Below are 13950 nucleotides of genomic sequence, written 5' to 3'. Positions count from 1 at the left end.
TATCGAGTGCGCGCCGAGGGGACAAGTCGTAGTTAGTGATCCGGGTGGCCCAGTAAGCAGCGCTGTTCGGCGGGCCAGCTCGTCGCGGTCTGCCTCGTTGCGGCCGGCGGTTCACGAGCTGTCCGGTCGCGGCTCCGGCGTCGAACGGGTCGGCGGATAAGAGTCCGGTCGGACGACCCCGGTTTCAGGCGGAAGACTCCGTCGCGGTACCGGTCTCCGTCGTCTCGGTACCCTCGGCGGTGTCGGTGCCGCCGGTGGTGTCGCCCTCGGTCGCGTTACCGTCGGCGGCCTCGTCGCCGGCTGTCGCGTTGCCGTCGGCGGTGTCGGTGCCGTCGGTCGCGTTACCCTCTGCGGTCGCGTCCCCGTCGGTCGCGTCGTCCGCCTCGTCGCCGACCGTCACGTTCGCGCTGTCGGCGACCGGCTCACCGTCGACGGTGTACGGACCGTCTTCCAGGCTGAACGTGTCGACGTAGTCGAACACCTGGTTCTCGTTCGTGTCCCGGTAGACGATGGCGGTCAGCGTCTTGTCCTCGGAGAGTCGTGCGGCGGACTCGGCCGTCGTGTCGTTGCTGGCGGCCGCGTCCGTCGTCCTGCCGGTATCGGCGGTGGCGTTCTCGGCCATCGTACCGTTGTCGGTGTTCCCGTCGGCCGCCGTCGCATCGTCGGCGGTTGTGCCGTTGTCGGCCGTCGTAGCGTTCCCGTCGGTCATCGTGCCGTTGGCAGCCGTCGTACCGTTGTCGGCCGTCGTGGCGGTGTCGGCGCTCCCGTTCGAGACGGTGTCGCTACCTGCAGACGCGTCGTCGACGGTGGCGTTCTGCGTGCCCTCGTCGACGACAGCGCTGCTGGTCTCGTCGTCGGCGGTCTCGTTCCCGTCTGCGGCGTCCTCGGTGTCGTCGGTGCCGGACTCGGCGAACAGCGTCACGGTGACGTTGTCGTACTGTCCCGGCGGGCGGTACTCCGATGTCCCGATGACGCTGTTGAGCAGGTCACCCTCCCGTGCGAGCTCGTCGTGGATGACGACGTAGCCGCCCTCGGGGAGCGTGACGTTCGAGACGGTGACCGTCGTCCCGTCGCTCGTCTGCTCCTCGACGGTGATCGACGGATCGGCGGCCAGCGTCTCGTTGCCGGCAGCAGTCATATTGCCGGCGGCAGTCGCGTTACCGGCGGCAGTCGTGTTATCGGCGACAGTCGTGTTATCGGCGACAGTCGTGCTATCGGCGACAGCCGCGTCGTCCGTCTGGTTCCCGACGGTCTCGGTCGCGGCGGTCGCTGTCTGGTTGCTCGTTCCGTTCTCCGTCTGGGCACTCCCCTGTGCCATCACCGCGCCCGCCTGCGCGGCGACGGCGGTGACGGCCAGTGCGGTCAAGAGGAGTGCAAGTGTCTTTCGTCGTCGTGTCATAGATAGCGATCTCTTGTCGCCCGTTGCGGGCGACGCACTCGTGGCGAGAGGATGTGTGTCGATAAACCGGTCAGACAGTTCAGATTCGAAGGGGACGGCAACGAAACCGAAAGTCGACCCTTGTCAGATACCGGTGAGGACCCCACCCACTCCCGTTTCGACACCCGTTTACGCGCCGGCGGCCCACGTGGAACCGATGCGAGTGACGTTCCTCGGGACGAGCGGTGCCATCCCGACGACCCAGCGCAACACGAGCAGTATCTTCGTCAACCGCGAGGGGGACTACCTCCTGTTCGACTGCGGGGAGGGGACCCAGCGGCAGATGATGCGCTACGGCACCGGCTTCGCCGTCGACCACCTCTTCGTCACGCACCTCCACGGCGACCACGTCCTCGGGATCCCCGGTCTGTTGCAGACCTTCGACTTCAACGACCGCGAGGAGCCGGTCGCCCTCCACACGCCGGCCGGCACCCGCGGGAACCTCAGGCAGCTCATCGAGGCCAACGGGACGACGCCGTCCTACCCCGTCCGCATCAGCGAGGTGTCGGCCGGCGACACCGTCCTGGACCGCCCGGAGTACGAGGTCCGGGCCGTCGCGACGGAGCACCGGTGTGCCTCGGTCGGCTACGTCCTGGCGGAGGACGACCGCAAGGGCGAGTTCGACCGCGAGAAGGCCGAGGAGGAACTGGGGATCCCGCCGGGGCCGAAGTACTCGAAGCTCCACCGCGGCGAGCCGGTCGAGCACGACGGCCGGACGATCCGGCCCGACGAGGTGGTCGGGCCGCCCCGGCCCGGTCGGACGTTCGTCTACACCGGCGACACGCTCCCCACGGGGTCGGTCGTCGAGGCCGCCGAGGGCGCGGACCTGCTCGTCCACGACGCCACCTTCGCCGAGGACCGCAAGGAGCGAGCCGAGGCGACGGCCCACTCCACGGCGAGAGAGGCCGCCGACGTGGCCCGGCGGGCCGGCGTCCGGGCGCTCGCGCTGACACACGTCTCGACGCGCTACGCCGGCCAGGCGGACCGGCTCGCCAGCGAGGCCCGCGAGCGGTTCGACGGCGAGGTGTTCGTCGCCGAGGACGGCCAGCAGCGCCACGTCGAGTACCCCGACGCCGGGTAGCGCCGTGCCGGCCGGCGAATGGATGCACCTTTACCGTTGGATACGATACCGCGCCCAATGACACACCGGATGGTACACGTCGGCCTCGGCGGCCGCGGGCAGCACTGGATCCACGAGTCCATCCCGCCGAACGTCGACGCGGACCGCCTCGAAGTCGTCGCCGCCGTCGACACCGACCCCGACCGACTGCGCCGCGCCGAGAGCGCGCTCGACCTCGATTCGGACCGCTGTTACACCGACCTCGACGCCGCCCTGACCGAGCAGGACGCCGACTGCTGTTCGGTCGTGACGCCGCCCTCGACCCACGAGGCCGTCGTCGACACCGCGCTGGCCCACGGCGTCGACATCCTCTCGGAGAAGCCCATCGCCGACACGCTGGCAGGGTCGGTCCGCATCGCCGAGAAGGTCGCCGCCGCCGACGCGAAGATGGGGATCACGATGAGCCACCGCTACGACCGGGACAAGACCACCTTCCGCCGGGCGCTGCGGGAGGCCAGCCCCGTCGACTACCTCACCGCCCGCTACACCGGCAACGTCCGCGAGCGCGGGTACTACTCCGACTACGTCCACGAGATGGCGGACATGCTCTTGCTCGACGGCGCGGTCCACCACCTCGATATGCTGGCCTCCTTCGCCGACGCCCCCTGCGAGCGGGTCTACGCCGACACCTGGGTCCCCGACGGGGCCGACTACGACGGCGACTGCACCGGGCTGGTGACGCTGCACTTCGCCGACGGGACCCGCGCCCAGTACGAGGGCAGCTACGCCAACGCCACGACGCTGAACGGCTGGGGCCACGAGTACTTCCGGGCGGAGTGTCGCGAGGAGACGCTCGTGCTCGACCGCCGCGAGGTCGAGCGGTTCCCCCACGACCCCGACGCCGTCGGCGACTGGACCGGCGTCGGGAAGGGCGACGGCGAGGCGGTCCCGATGGCCGAGCGCCCCCTCTGGGAGAACGCCTGGCTCATCGAGCAGTTCTGTGACTGGCTCGACGGCGGCGAGCCGATGGCCACCCGCGTCGAAGACAACCTCCAGTCGATGGCCATCGTCTTCGCCGCCATCGAGAGCAGCCGGACCGGCGAGGCCGTCGACGTGCAGGCGCTGCTGGAGGAAGCCCGGCAGGAGGCGTAGACGCGTACGCGGGAGGCCGCTGGCTCACCCGCGCCGCGACCGCCGAGAGCCGGAGAAGGCTGTCAACACCGCGTCCGTCGCGGCAGTGGCGGAGCCGTTTCTAGCCCGAGGGGTCGAAGATGTCCTCGATGGCGCAGTCGTAGTGGTCGGCGAGCGCGAACGCCAGTTCCAGCGAGGGGTCGTAGCGGCCCCGCTCCAGGGCGTTGATGGTCTGACGGGTCACGTCGACGGCGGCGGCGAGGTCCGCCTGGCTCTCGCCGCGCTCCCCCCGCAGTTCCGGCAGCCGGTTGTTCATCGCTTGGCCCGGGCGACGCCGAGCAGGACCCCCCAGAGGGCGAACAGGCCGGCGACGAACCACGCGAGGTGAGCGAACCACAGCGGCCACTCGACGAGGCCGAGCGCCCGGAGCGCGGTCATCGTCGGGAAGACGACCGCCGAACTCATCCCGACCGCGGCGACGGTGTTCGCGCCGGCCGCCTCGAAGACGCTGGTGTCGCGCTCGTCGAACAGGACCGCCTGTGACCGGTACTGGACGCCGATCGCCGCCAGCGCGCAGACGGCGAAGGCGGCGACCCCGACCAGCGGGTAGCCGGCGGCGATGAGCAGTGCGAGCAGCAGGCCCGCGCCGGCCCAGAGGCCGGCGAAGGCGCGTCGATACGTCGTCGTTCGGTGTTGGGCTGTCGTCATCGGGAACCACGTAAAGCGCGTTTTCCGTAAAGCTCGCTTTACGTGTAAAACGTGCTTTACACAGCAGCTTAAATCTACCGCTCGGTTCCCCCTGCTCGTCGGCTCACCGCTCGCCCGCGACGTGGACGCGCCCGCGGGGCTCGTACTCCATCTCCGCCGTGACGCGGTCGGCGACCTCCTCGCCCCACTCGCGGGCGACGAGGTGGACCGCCAGGTCCAGCCCCGAGGTGACGCCGCCCGCGGTCAGCACGTCGCCGTCGTCGACGACGCGGGCCTCGACCACCTCGGCGGCGGTCGCCCGGAGGTCGTCGAGCGCGCCGTGGTGCGTGACGGCGGGGCGTCCGTCCAGCACCCCGGCACGAGCCAGGAGCATCCCGCCGGTACAGACGCCCGCGACGGTGGCCCCGCGGTCGTGGGCCGCCGCGACGGCGTCCGGGAGCGTCCCGCGTTCCGCCTCGGCCCGAGCGCCGGCGTCGGCCCCCGAGTTCCACCCGCCGCCGGGGACCACCAGCAGGTCGGGCTCCGCGTCCGCGAGCGGGCCGTCCACGCCGACCGACAGGCCGTGGCTCGCGGTCACGTCTCCGGCGTCCCGGACTCCACGCAGGGTCACGTCCCAGTCGGCCCCGAACCGGGCGGCGTTTTCGAACACCTCGAAGGGACCGATCGCGTCCAGTTCGTCGAACCCGTCGTAGCAGGCGATGGCGACCGTCTCCATAGCCGATCGTGGGACCCGGTGGCCTAAACTGTGTGGCGTTCCCGGACCGTGCGGTGTCGTCACACTGTCCCGGTACGCTCTTTGACCCCGCGGCCGAGCCGCCGGTATGTCCCGCCCCCTCCACCTCGTCGACGTGTTCGCCCGCCAGCGGTACGCCGGGAACCAGCTGGCCGTCGTGGCCGACGCCGGCGGGCTGTCGACCGAGGAGATGCAGGCCGTCGCCGCGGAGATGGACTACTCCGAGACCACGTTCGTCACGGGACCGCCCGAGGACGGGGCCTGGCCGGTCCGCATCTTCACCCCCGTCGAGGAGATCCCCTTCGCCGGCCACCCGACGCTGGGGACGGCCCACGTGATCCGGACGCACCTCGCCGACGGCCGCCCCGATGACGTGGTGCTGGACCTCGGCGTCGGCGAGGTGCCGGTCGAGGTCCGCACCGTCGACGGCGACGAGACGCTGTGGATGACCCAGCAGCCGCCCGAGTTCGGCGAGGAACTCCCCCACGCCGACCTCGCCGAGGTGCTCGGGCTGCCCGAGGACGCCGTCGACCCCGACTGGCCGGTCCAGGTCGTCTCGACGGGCCTGCCGACGGTCGTCGTCCCGCTGGTCGACCGGGCGGCGGTGACGGGCATCGACCTCGACCCCGCGGCGTACGACCGCGTGACCGGCGACCGCGCGGCCAAGAACGTGCTGGCGTTCTGTCCGGACCCCCGCGAGGACGCCAACGACCTCGCCGACCGCGTGTTCGCGCCCTTCTACGACGTGCCCGAGGACCCCGCGACCGGCTCCTCGAACGGCTGTCTCGCGGCCTACCTGGCCCGCCACGAGTACTTCGGCGACGCGACCGTCGAGGCCCGCGTCGAGCAGGGCCACGAGATGGGGCGGCCGTCGCTGTTGCACCTCCGGGCCGACGCCGGCGGCGACGCGGTCGACGTCGAGGTCGGCGGGAACGTGGTGCCGGTGGCGCGCGGCGAACTGCTCTGACCGGGCGGCCGATACTCCGCTCCCGTTCCGCGGGTCGTCGCGCTCGCGGCTGTCGCCGCTCGCTTTCGGAGGGCCCTCGCTGACGCTCGGCCCCTCCCTACTCGTGCCCGTACACCGGCACCGGCTCGTACGGCTCCTCGAGGTACTCCATATCGGACGCCGAGAGGTCGATCTCCAGCGCCTCGACGGCCTCCTCCAGGTGCTCGACGCTTGAGGTGCCGACGATGGGCGCGGTGGTGTACTCGTTCTCGAAGTGCCAGGCCAGCGCGATCTGGGCGCGAGTGACGCCGTACTCGGCGGCGAGTTCGCCGACGCGTTCGTTGATCGCCTCGCTGCCCGGTCCCTCGTCGTAGGGCACCTCGGCGTTCTCGTTCTCGTGGACCCCCCGGGTCGTCGCGTCGAACTCGTCGTGTGGCCGGGCGAGGTAGCCAGCACCCAGCGGGCTCCACGGCACGACGCCGACGTTCTCGCGGTCACAGAGCGGCAGCATCTCGCGTTCCTCCTCGCGGTAGGCGAGGTGGTAGAGGTTCTGCATCGTCTCGAAGCGGGCCAGGCCCTCGCGGTCGCTGACGTGCAGCGCGCGCTGGAACTGCCTGGCCCACATCGAGGAAGCCCCGATGTGCCGGACCTGGCCGCGCCGGACGGCGTCGTCGAGTGCCCGCAGCGTCGTCTCGATGGGCGTGTCGGGGTCCCAGCGGTGGATCTGGTAGAGGTCGACGGTGTCCATCCCCAGTCGATCGAGGGAGTTCGACAGCTCCTGCTCGACGGTCTTCCGCGAGAGGCCGCGGGCGTTCCGGTGGTCGCTGGCCCCCGGGAACCGGACCTTCGTCGCCACGACCTGCTCGTCGCGGTCGTACTCCGACAGCACGTCCCCGAGGATCGCCTCGCTCTCGCCGCCCGAGTAGACGTTGGCGGTGTCGAAGAAGTTCACGCCGAGTTCGATGGCCCGCTCGACGAGGTCCCGGCCCTCGTCGGCGTCGAGCATCCACTCGCGGTCGCTCCCGAAGCTCATACAGCCCAGACAGACCTTGCTGACCTCCATCCCGGTCGAGCCGAGGGTCGTGTACTCCATACGGACGCCAGCGGCCGAGGAGACAAATACGCACGCCCCGCGGCGGCGCGTGCCGGCTCAGTCGGGTCGGGGGAGCCGGATGGTCACGACGTTGCCCGTCTCGTCGCTGTCGTGGTCGATGGTCCCGCCGGCGACGTCGACCACCCAGTAGACGAGCCACAGGCCCAGGCCGCGGCTGTGGTTGACCGATGACATATCGTGGTCGCCGAGGAGGACCTGGCGGTCGATCTCGGGGATCGGCGGCGCGGTGTCCCGGACGGTCAGTTCGACGCCGTCGCCGGCGGGTTCGACCGTCACACGGACCTGGAGCTCCCCGGAGCTGTCGTGACGGACCCCGTTCTCGACCAGTTCGGCGACGGCACAGCCCAGTTCCTTCGGCCCGTCGACGACGGCGCTGTCGGGCGCGATCACCTCGATGCGTGCGTCCGGGTACCGCTCCCGGAGCGGCCGGACCGCCTCGGGGACGACCGTCGCGAGGTCCGCCGCCGTCACCTGCGGTTGCTCGCTGATGACCCGCGTGATCTCGCGCTGTTTCTCGGCCGTCCGCAGGAGCCCCTCGCCCGCACGCCGGATCAGCCGCGCCCGGTGGGCGACGTCGTCGTCCGCGTGCGTTTCGAGCGCCTCTGCGCTCCCGTTGACGACGTTCAGGCTGTTGCGGATGTTGTGCCGGAGGAAGTTGTCCAGCACCACGAGCTGTCGTTCCCGGCGTCGCCGGTCGGTCACGTCGCGGGAGAACCCGACGATACGGACGACCTCGCCGTCCTCGACGATCGGCTGTCCCTGTACCCACACCCAGGTGCCGTAGTCCCGCTCGGGGTTGGTTCGGTACTCCACGTCGACCTGTTCGCCGGCGGCGAGCCGGTCCATCGCCGCCTCGACGGCCGGTCGGTCCGGCGGGTAGATGCACTCCAGAAACTCCGTCGGGTCGGCCTCGAGATCGCCGATCGGGCGGCCGTACACTGCCTCGTACGCGGGGTTACAGAACAGCAGTTCCGACCAGTCCCCGTCGAACATCCACAGGACGTCGTCGGTCGTGTCGGCCAGTTCCCGGAGCCGCTGATCCGTCGCCGCCCGTTCGCGTTCGGCCTCGATCCGGTCCGTGACCTCCCGGGAACTGACGACGTACCCCTCCAGTTGCTGGTCGGTCAGGTTCGACAGGCGGCTCTCGAGCCACACCCAGTCGCCGTCGGCGGTCCGGTGGCGGTAGGTCGCCGTCTCCGCGGCGAACGACGACGTGGTCCCGACGACCGACTCGAAGTCCGCGAGCACGCTCGACCGATCCGCCGGGTGGACGTAGTCGAACGCGTTCGTCCCCAGGAGCGCCTCGCGGTCGAACCCCAGGAGCCGCTCGGCGGCCGCGTTCACGTAGGTGTAGGTCCCCGACTCGTCGACCACCGCGAGCTTGTCCTGCGTGTACTCGAGGAGCAACTCGGTGGGTGCGGTCGCCTTCATCTACGATGCTATTTATACTCCAGTTGTAAATCAGCGACGCTCCGACCGGTACAGTGATCCGCGGGGACGCCCCACAGCACGCGTATGGACCTCGCACACGTCGCCATCTGGGTGTCGGACCTCGACCGCGCGCTGGAGTTCTACGGGGCGCTCGGGTTCGAGGAGACGAACCGGTTCACGCTCGACGGGGTCGAGAACGTCTACGTCGCCGCCGGGGGCGGCGACGGCGACCTGCAACTGCGCCACGACCCCGATCGGACGACGCCGATCGCCCCGTCGCGGGCCGACACCGACCACGTCGCGTTCACCGTCGACGACGTGGACGCGACCTACGAGGCCGCCGTCGAGGCCGGCGCTGCACCCGTGGTCGAGCCGGTCGAGATCGACGCCGCCGACGCCTACGCGGCCTTCGTCGAGGACCCCGAGGGGTACACCCTGGAGTTCTATCGGACCGGCTGAGGGAGATCGCCGGACGTCCGCTCCGCATCGACCGCCCGCAGTCTGGCGGTCGTGTCGTCGCCCGAGACGGGGCCACAGGAGCTACCCGTGTGAGAACCGTAGACACGGTATGGTCTCGGCCGTCGAACTCTACGTCCTCGGGATGGCCCTCGTCCTCGTCGCCGCGCTGGCGGCCGCCGTCCCGGTGTTGCTGGGCATCCTTCGTGACGGCCGCGACCGCCTGCGCGAGGGCGCGTCCGAGCCACCGGCCGAGGGTCGCGACGGGACGCCACCCGACCCGGCGACGGGCCGTCGTCGCTGTCCGAACTGCGGGACCGAGAACGACGCCGCGTTCCGCTACTGTCGGGAGTGTGCCGGACAGCTGTGAGTATGTGCGGGACGCGCCGCTGGCGGGTCGGACTCGGGAGAAGCGCCAGGACTGGGATTTGAACCCAGAATCCCGGAAGGGAACACGCTTTCCAGGCGTGCGCCTTACCGTTCGGCCATCCTGGCTCGCAGGTGGGAGTGTGGGGTGAGTCGGTTAAGGGCTTTCGTTTCCCGGCAGGCGATCCCGAGCGACGTGGGTCAACAGGGCCGCAGCGGCCCCGACGGCCAGGGCGACGCCGGCCTTCGCGGTCACGGCGACGCCGACCCCGGCGAACAGTTCGTACCCCTGGACGAGCACGAGGAAGGACAGCGCCCCGACGACGCCCCACAGCAGGCTGGACTTGGTGGCGGGGTCCATCACGCGACCGTTGCCGCTCCGAGTTCGGCGGCGACACCCTTCGACGGGGAGTCGGTGCGGACGACGTATCTCTCGCTCATACCACCGGAGCGGGGCCCCACGGACAAAAAACCGCCGTCAGACCAGCACCTCGACCTCGTAGCCGTGGGCCCGCAGCGACGCCAGCAGGTCGTCGACGTGGTCCGGCCCCCGCGTCTCCAGGTCCAGCTCCACCTCGGCGTCGTTCATCGCCACGTCGCGGCTCGTGCGGTCGTGCTCGATGCCGTAGATGTTGACCTGCTCCTCCGAGAGGATCTCGACCAGCCGCTCAAGCGCGCCGGGGCGGTCCTTGAGCACGGTCTTGATCTTGAGGTATCGACCCGTCTCGACGAGGCCCCGCATCACGACGTTGGTCAGCGTGTTCATGTCGATGTTGCCGCCACAGAGCGCCGGGACGATCGTCTCGTCGTCGGCGTAGTCGAACTTCTCTTCGGTGACCGCCGCCAGCGCGACGGCCCCCGCGCCCTCCGTCAGGGTCTTCGACCGCTCCAGCAGCGTCGTCAGGGCCACGGCGATCTCCGAGTCCGAGACCGTCACCACCTCGTCGACGCGCTCCCGGATGACCTCGAACGTGCGCTCGCCGACCGTGCGGGTGGCGATCCCGTCCGCGATGGTCTCGACGCTGTCGCGCTCGACGCGCTCGCCCCGCCGCAGCGACTCGGCGACGCTCGCGGCCCCCTCGGCCTGGACGCCGACGATGCGGATGTCCTCGTCTTTCCCCTTCAGCGCCGTCGCGATCCCGCTGACGAGACCGCCGCCGCCGATGGGGACGACGACGGTGTCGACGCCCGGCAGGTCCTCGTAGATCTCCAGCCCGATGGTCCCCTGGCCGGCCATCACGTGGTCGTCGTCGAAGGCGTGGACGTACGTCCGTCTCTCCTCGCGCTCGATCTCGTGGGCCTTCTCGGCGGCGGTGTCGTAGTCCTCGCCGTGGAGGACCACCTCGCCGCCGTAGCTCCGGGTCGCCTTCACCTTCGAGATGGGGGCGTGTTCCGGCATCACGATGGTCGAGTCGACGCCGATGCGGGTCGCCGCCAGCGCCACGCCCTGGGCGTGGTTGCCCGCGCTGGCGGTGACGACGCCGCGTGCCCGCTCCTCGTCTGAGAGCGTGGCGATGCGGTTGGTCGCACCGCGGATCTTGAACGACCCCGTCCGCTGGAACAGCTCGAGTTTCAGGTGGACCGCCGCGCCGGTCATCGCCGAGAAGGTGTGCGAGTAGTCGAGCGGTGTGTGCCGAGCCGTCTCGGCGACCCGGTCGCGCGCCGCGAGAACGTCCTCGAACGAGAGCATAGCCGGCCTTACTCGCTGGGGGGTGTTAACTGTCCGGCGACGTCGCTGTCGGTTCGGCCCGGTGAAAACGTAGGGGAGAGCGTGTGACTGCAGTCGAACCGAACCGTCGGAGGTACTTAAACCCACGCGAACCGGAGTGAAAGTGTAACCGGGAGACGGGAACCGCGTCGCGACGCCGTCAGACCGCCGTCGGACGCCCGGCAACGGGCACGTACCGCCGCGGCCGGGGAGCCGGTGGGGAACTGTTTTACACGGCCTCTGCAAGCTAGGGATAGATGGACACGTGGCAGCGGCGGACGCTCGGGTACGTGGTCGGCCTCACGGGCATCGTCCTCGTGTTCGCCGTCGCGTACGACTACGGGATGTCGGTCTTCGAGAACCGCCCCCGCGAGTTCCTCCACTCGCTGCAGGTCGTCGTCGAGACGTTCACCACCACCGGCTTCGGCTCGGACGCCCCCTGGGAGAGCACCGGGATGCGCCTGCTGGTCATCACGATGGACGTCGTCGGCGTCGTCCTCATCTTCCTCGCGCTGCCCGTGTTGCTGTTCCCCCTGTTCGAGGAGGCCATGGAGACCCGCGCCCCCACCACCGTCGAGGACGGCCTCTCCGACCACGTCGTCATCTGTCACTTCACGCCGCGTGGCGAGACGCTCGTCACCGAACTGGAGTCCTGGGACGTCGACTACGTCGTCGTCGAACCCGACGACGACCGGGCCGACGACCTCTACGACGAGGGGTACCGGGTCGTCAACGCCGACCCCCAGTCCGTCGACGGGCTGGAGCGCGCCCGGCTCTCGGCCGCCCGGGCGCTGGTCGCCGACGCGGCCGACCAGGTCAACACCAGCATCGTGTTGACGGCACGCGAGGTCGACGAGTCCGTCCACACCGTCAGCGTCGTCGAGGAGCCCGGCAGAGCGCGGTACCACGACCTCGCGGGTGCCGACGACGTGCTCTCCCCGCGGGGTCTGCTGGGCGAGAGCCTCGCCAGCAAGGTCACGACGGGCGTCTCGACGACGCTGGGCGAGGACTTCGAGATCGGCGAGGACTTCGACATCGCCGAGCTGCCCGTCCACCGCGGGAGCGAGCTCATCGGCACGACGCTGGCCGAGAGCGGTATCCGCGAGGAGACCGGGGTCAACGTCATCGGCGCGTGGTTCCGCGGCGAGTTCGTCAGTCCGCCCTCGCCCGACGCCGAGCTCGACGGCAGCACCGTCCTGCTGGTCTCGGGCACCGCCGCACAGCTGCAGGCGCTCAAGCAGAAGACCCTCTCCAGCGTCCGGGGGTTCCGCCGCGGCGAGACCATCGTCGTCGGCCACGGCGAGGTGGGCCAGTCGATCACCGCCGACCTCGAGGACGCCGGCGTCCCCTACACCGTCCTCGACAGGACCGACAAGGCCGGGGTCGACGTCGTCGGCGACGCCACCGAACCCGACGACCTCTCGGCGGCCGGCGTCGCCGACGCCCGCACGGTCATCCTCGCGCTCTCGGAGGACACCGACACGGAGTTCGCGACCCTGGTCGTCCGGGACCTCAACCCGGAGGTCGAGGTCATCGCCCGCGCCGAGGAGACCGAGAACGTCACCAAGATGTACCGCGCCGGGGCCGACTACGTCCTCTCGCTGGCGACCGTCAGCGGCCGGATGCTCGCCTCCACCATCTTGGAGGACGAGGACGTCATCTCGATGGACCAGCAGGTCGAGATCGTCCGGACCGACGCCGGCCGCCTCGCGGGGACGACGCTCGGCCAGGCCGACGTGCGCTCCCGGACCGGGTGTACCGTCGTCGCCATCGAGCGCGACGGCACCGTCCTCACCGACCTCGGCCCCGACGTCGCGGTCCAGCGCGGCGACAAGCTCGTCATCGCCGGCACCGACGGGGACGTGAACCGGTTCACCGAGCGCTACTGAACCACCTTTTTCGTCGTCGGGTGTCCTCGCTCGCTTCGCTCGCTGCGGGTACCCTCCTCGAAAAACGTGGGCGAAAAAGCGCGAATCGCTCCGCGATTCGCGTGAAACCGCGCCTCCGGCGCGGTATGTACTCGGGCTGACCTGCCCTCCCCCGGGTCGTCGCACGGAGGCGACTCCCGGCCACCGCATCCCAACCGCCTCCGCACTGTGGCCGCCACCGCATCCCAACCGCCTCCGCACTGTGGCCGCCACCGCATCCCAACCGCCTCCGCACTGCGACCCCTATCTACCGCTGCTCGACGCAGTAGTCGACGTAGTTCCGGAGGATGCGCAGCCCCGTCTCCCCGGACTTCTCGGGGTGGAACTGCGTGCCGAAGACGGTGCCGGTCTCGTCGGCCACGATGGAGGCGAAGTCGGTCCCGTAGTCGGTGGTCGCGACGACGGCGTCCTCCTCGTCGGGGACGGCGTAGTAGGAGTGGACGAAGTAGGCGTACTGGCCGTCGACGCCCTCGACGAGCGGGTGCTCGCGCCGGACGTCGAGTTCGTTCCAGCCCATGTGCGGGACGGTCTGGTCGCGGCTGAACCGGACGTTCTCCCCCGGGATCAGGTCCAGGCCCTCGGCGTCGCCCTGGCCGGCGTGGTCGGCCTCCTCGCTGGTGGTCAGGAGCATCTGCATCCCGAGACAGATGCCGAAGAGGGGCGTCCCCGACTCCGCCTGCTCGACCAGCGCGTCCCGGAACGGCCCGGCGTTGTCCATCCCCTCGGAGAAGGCACCGACGCCGGGGAGGACGATGCCGTCGGCGGCGTCGAACTCGGCGGGGTCCTCGGAGAGGGTCACGTCCGCGCCCGCGCGTTCGAGGCCGCGCGTGACGCTCCGGAGGTTCCCCAGCCCGTAGTCGACGACCACCACGTCGGCGGTCGTCTGTCTCACGTTCATACCCGGACGTACGCGCAGGGCCGTCAAGTGGCT

Annotated in this window: 15 protein-coding genes and 1 tRNA gene; 6 read left to right on the top strand and 10 right to left on the bottom strand. The window is 70.3% G+C overall.

Annotation, left to right across the window (positions count from 1 at the left end; all coding sequences use genetic code 11):
- Positions 1-184: 184 nt before the first annotated feature.
- Entirely contained in the window at positions 185-1399 is a 1215-nt protein-coding gene (locus P0592_RS08125) for a DUF7282 domain-containing protein (protein ID WP_276273772.1), read from the bottom strand.
- A gap of 196 nt (positions 1400-1595) precedes the next feature.
- On the opposite strand from P0592_RS08125, the gene rnz reads away from it, so the two are divergent.
- Entirely contained in the window at positions 1596-2519 is a 924-nt protein-coding gene (gene rnz / locus P0592_RS08120; RefSeq protein ID WP_276273771.1) for a ribonuclease Z, read from the top strand.
- A 57-nt stretch (positions 2520-2576) separates the two neighbouring features.
- A complete protein-coding gene (locus P0592_RS08115) occupies positions 2577-3650 on the top strand; it encodes a Gfo/Idh/MocA family protein (protein WP_276273770.1) in 1074 nt (357 codons plus the stop codon).
- Positions 3651-3750: 100 nt separating this feature from the next.
- On the opposite strand, the gene P0592_RS08110 is transcribed toward P0592_RS08115, so the two are convergent.
- The 3 genes from P0592_RS08110 to P0592_RS08100 all read right to left on the bottom strand — a co-directional run bounded on the left by P0592_RS08110 (position 3751) and on the right by P0592_RS08100 (position 5052).
- A complete protein-coding gene (locus P0592_RS08110) occupies positions 3751-3945 on the bottom strand; it encodes a helix-turn-helix transcriptional regulator (RefSeq protein ID WP_276273769.1) in 195 nt (64 codons plus the stop codon).
- Positions 3942-4337 (bottom strand): DUF2178 domain-containing protein, encoded by a 396-nt coding sequence (locus P0592_RS08105; RefSeq protein ID WP_276273768.1) that lies wholly within the window; start codon positions 4335-4337, stop codon positions 3942-3944. Before P0592_RS08105 ends, P0592_RS08110 begins: the two co-directional genes overlap by 4 nt.
- Before the next feature lie 103 nt (positions 4338-4440).
- Complete coding sequence (locus tag P0592_RS08100) at positions 4441-5052, bottom strand: DJ-1/PfpI family protein (protein ID WP_276273767.1); 612 nt, start codon at positions 5050-5052, stop codon at positions 4441-4443.
- A 106-nt stretch (positions 5053-5158) separates the two neighbouring features.
- Between P0592_RS08100 and P0592_RS08095 the strand changes: the two genes are divergently transcribed.
- Positions 5159-6037 carry a PhzF family phenazine biosynthesis protein gene (locus P0592_RS08095; RefSeq protein ID WP_276273766.1) on the top strand — a complete coding sequence of 293 codons (879 nt, stop codon included), beginning with the start codon at positions 5159-5161 and terminating at the stop codon, positions 6035-6037.
- 97 nt (positions 6038-6134) lie between these two features.
- On the opposite strand, the gene P0592_RS08090 is transcribed toward P0592_RS08095, so the two are convergent.
- Positions 6135-7109, bottom strand: a complete 975-nt coding sequence (locus P0592_RS08090) for an aldo/keto reductase (protein ID WP_276273765.1) — start codon at positions 7107-7109, stop codon at positions 6135-6137.
- A 57-nt stretch (positions 7110-7166) separates the two neighbouring features.
- The gene (locus tag P0592_RS08085; RefSeq protein WP_276273764.1) at positions 7167-8561 is read right to left on the bottom strand and encodes a PAS domain-containing sensor histidine kinase; all 1395 of its coding nucleotides are present in this window, start codon (positions 8559-8561) and stop codon (positions 7167-7169) included.
- Between the two features lie 84 nt (positions 8562-8645).
- Between P0592_RS08085 and P0592_RS08080 the strand changes: the two genes are divergently transcribed.
- Positions 8646-9020 carry a VOC family protein gene (locus P0592_RS08080; protein ID WP_276273763.1) on the top strand — a complete coding sequence of 125 codons (375 nt, stop codon included), beginning with the start codon at positions 8646-8648 and terminating at the stop codon, positions 9018-9020.
- 109 nt (positions 9021-9129) lie between these two features.
- Positions 9130-9387, top strand: a complete 258-nt coding sequence (locus P0592_RS08075; RefSeq protein WP_276273762.1) for a DUF7577 domain-containing protein — start codon at positions 9130-9132, stop codon at positions 9385-9387.
- A gap of 43 nt (positions 9388-9430) precedes the next feature.
- Here P0592_RS08075 and P0592_RS08070 read toward each other — a convergent pair.
- From P0592_RS08070 to ilvA, 3 genes are all read right to left on the bottom strand, one after another.
- A tRNA-Ser gene (locus tag P0592_RS08070) sits at positions 9431-9512 on the bottom strand.
- Between the two features lie 28 nt (positions 9513-9540).
- Complete coding sequence (locus P0592_RS08065; RefSeq protein WP_276273761.1) at positions 9541-9744, bottom strand: DUF7981 family protein; 204 nt, start codon at positions 9742-9744, stop codon at positions 9541-9543.
- 117 nt (positions 9745-9861) lie between these two features.
- Entirely contained in the window at positions 9862-11073 is a 1212-nt protein-coding gene (gene ilvA / locus P0592_RS08060; RefSeq protein WP_276273760.1) for a threonine ammonia-lyase, read from the bottom strand.
- A 275-nt stretch (positions 11074-11348) separates the two neighbouring features.
- On the opposite strand from ilvA, the gene P0592_RS08055 reads away from it, so the two are divergent.
- The gene (locus tag P0592_RS08055) at positions 11349-12980 is read left to right on the top strand and encodes a potassium channel family protein (RefSeq protein WP_276273759.1); all 1632 of its coding nucleotides are present in this window, start codon (positions 11349-11351) and stop codon (positions 12978-12980) included.
- A 286-nt stretch (positions 12981-13266) separates the two neighbouring features.
- On the opposite strand, the gene hisH is transcribed toward P0592_RS08055, so the two are convergent.
- Complete coding sequence (gene hisH / locus P0592_RS08050) at positions 13267-13917, bottom strand: imidazole glycerol phosphate synthase subunit HisH (RefSeq protein ID WP_276273758.1); 651 nt, start codon at positions 13915-13917, stop codon at positions 13267-13269.
- Positions 13918-13950 lie beyond the last annotated feature (33 nt).

The organism is Haloarcula litorea (genome assembly GCF_029338195.1).
Lineage (GTDB): Archaea > Halobacteriota > Halobacteria > Halobacteriales > Haloarculaceae > Haloarcula > Haloarcula litorea.
Note: the sequence above shows the minus strand (reverse complement) of the source record. Positions and strands in the feature narration are given on the sequence as shown.

Bases quoted from the DNA above. Each gene is read 5' to 3' on its own strand.
- P0592_RS08080 (WP_276273763.1), top strand. From the start codon at position 8,646: ATGGACCTCGCACACGTCGCCATCTGGGTGTCGGACCTCGACCGCGCG.
- ilvA (WP_276273760.1), bottom strand. From the start codon at position 11,073: ATGCTCTCGTTCGAGGACGTTCTCGCGGCGCGCGACCGGGTCGCCGAG.
- P0592_RS08090 (WP_276273765.1), bottom strand. From the start codon at position 7,109: ATGGAGTACACGACCCTCGGCTCGACCGGGATGGAGGTCAGCAAGGTC.
- P0592_RS08075 (WP_276273762.1), top strand. From the start codon at position 9,130: ATGGTCTCGGCCGTCGAACTCTACGTCCTCGGGATGGCCCTCGTCCTC.
- P0592_RS08110 (WP_276273769.1), bottom strand. From the start codon at position 3,945: ATGAACAACCGGCTGCCGGAACTGCGGGGGGAGCGCGGCGAGAGCCAG.
- P0592_RS08095 (WP_276273766.1), top strand. From the start codon at position 5,159: ATGTCCCGCCCCCTCCACCTCGTCGACGTGTTCGCCCGCCAGCGGTAC.
- P0592_RS08105 (WP_276273768.1), bottom strand. From the start codon at position 4,337: ATGACGACAGCCCAACACCGAACGACGACGTATCGACGCGCCTTCGCC.
- P0592_RS08085 (WP_276273764.1), bottom strand. From the start codon at position 8,561: ATGAAGGCGACCGCACCCACCGAGTTGCTCCTCGAGTACACGCAGGAC.
- P0592_RS08065 (WP_276273761.1), bottom strand. From the start codon at position 9,744: ATGGACCCCGCCACCAAGTCCAGCCTGCTGTGGGGCGTCGTCGGGGCG.
- P0592_RS08125 (WP_276273772.1), bottom strand. From the start codon at position 1,399: ATGACACGACGACGAAAGACACTTGCACTCCTCTTGACCGCACTGGCC.
- rnz (WP_276273771.1), top strand. From the start codon at position 1,596: ATGCGAGTGACGTTCCTCGGGACGAGCGGTGCCATCCCGACGACCCAG.
- P0592_RS08115 (WP_276273770.1), top strand. From the start codon at position 2,577: ATGACACACCGGATGGTACACGTCGGCCTCGGCGGCCGCGGGCAGCAC.
- P0592_RS08055 (WP_276273759.1), top strand. From the start codon at position 11,349: ATGGACACGTGGCAGCGGCGGACGCTCGGGTACGTGGTCGGCCTCACG.
- hisH (WP_276273758.1), bottom strand. From the start codon at position 13,917: ATGAACGTGAGACAGACGACCGCCGACGTGGTGGTCGTCGACTACGGG.
- P0592_RS08100 (WP_276273767.1), bottom strand. From the start codon at position 5,052: ATGGAGACGGTCGCCATCGCCTGCTACGACGGGTTCGACGAACTGGAC.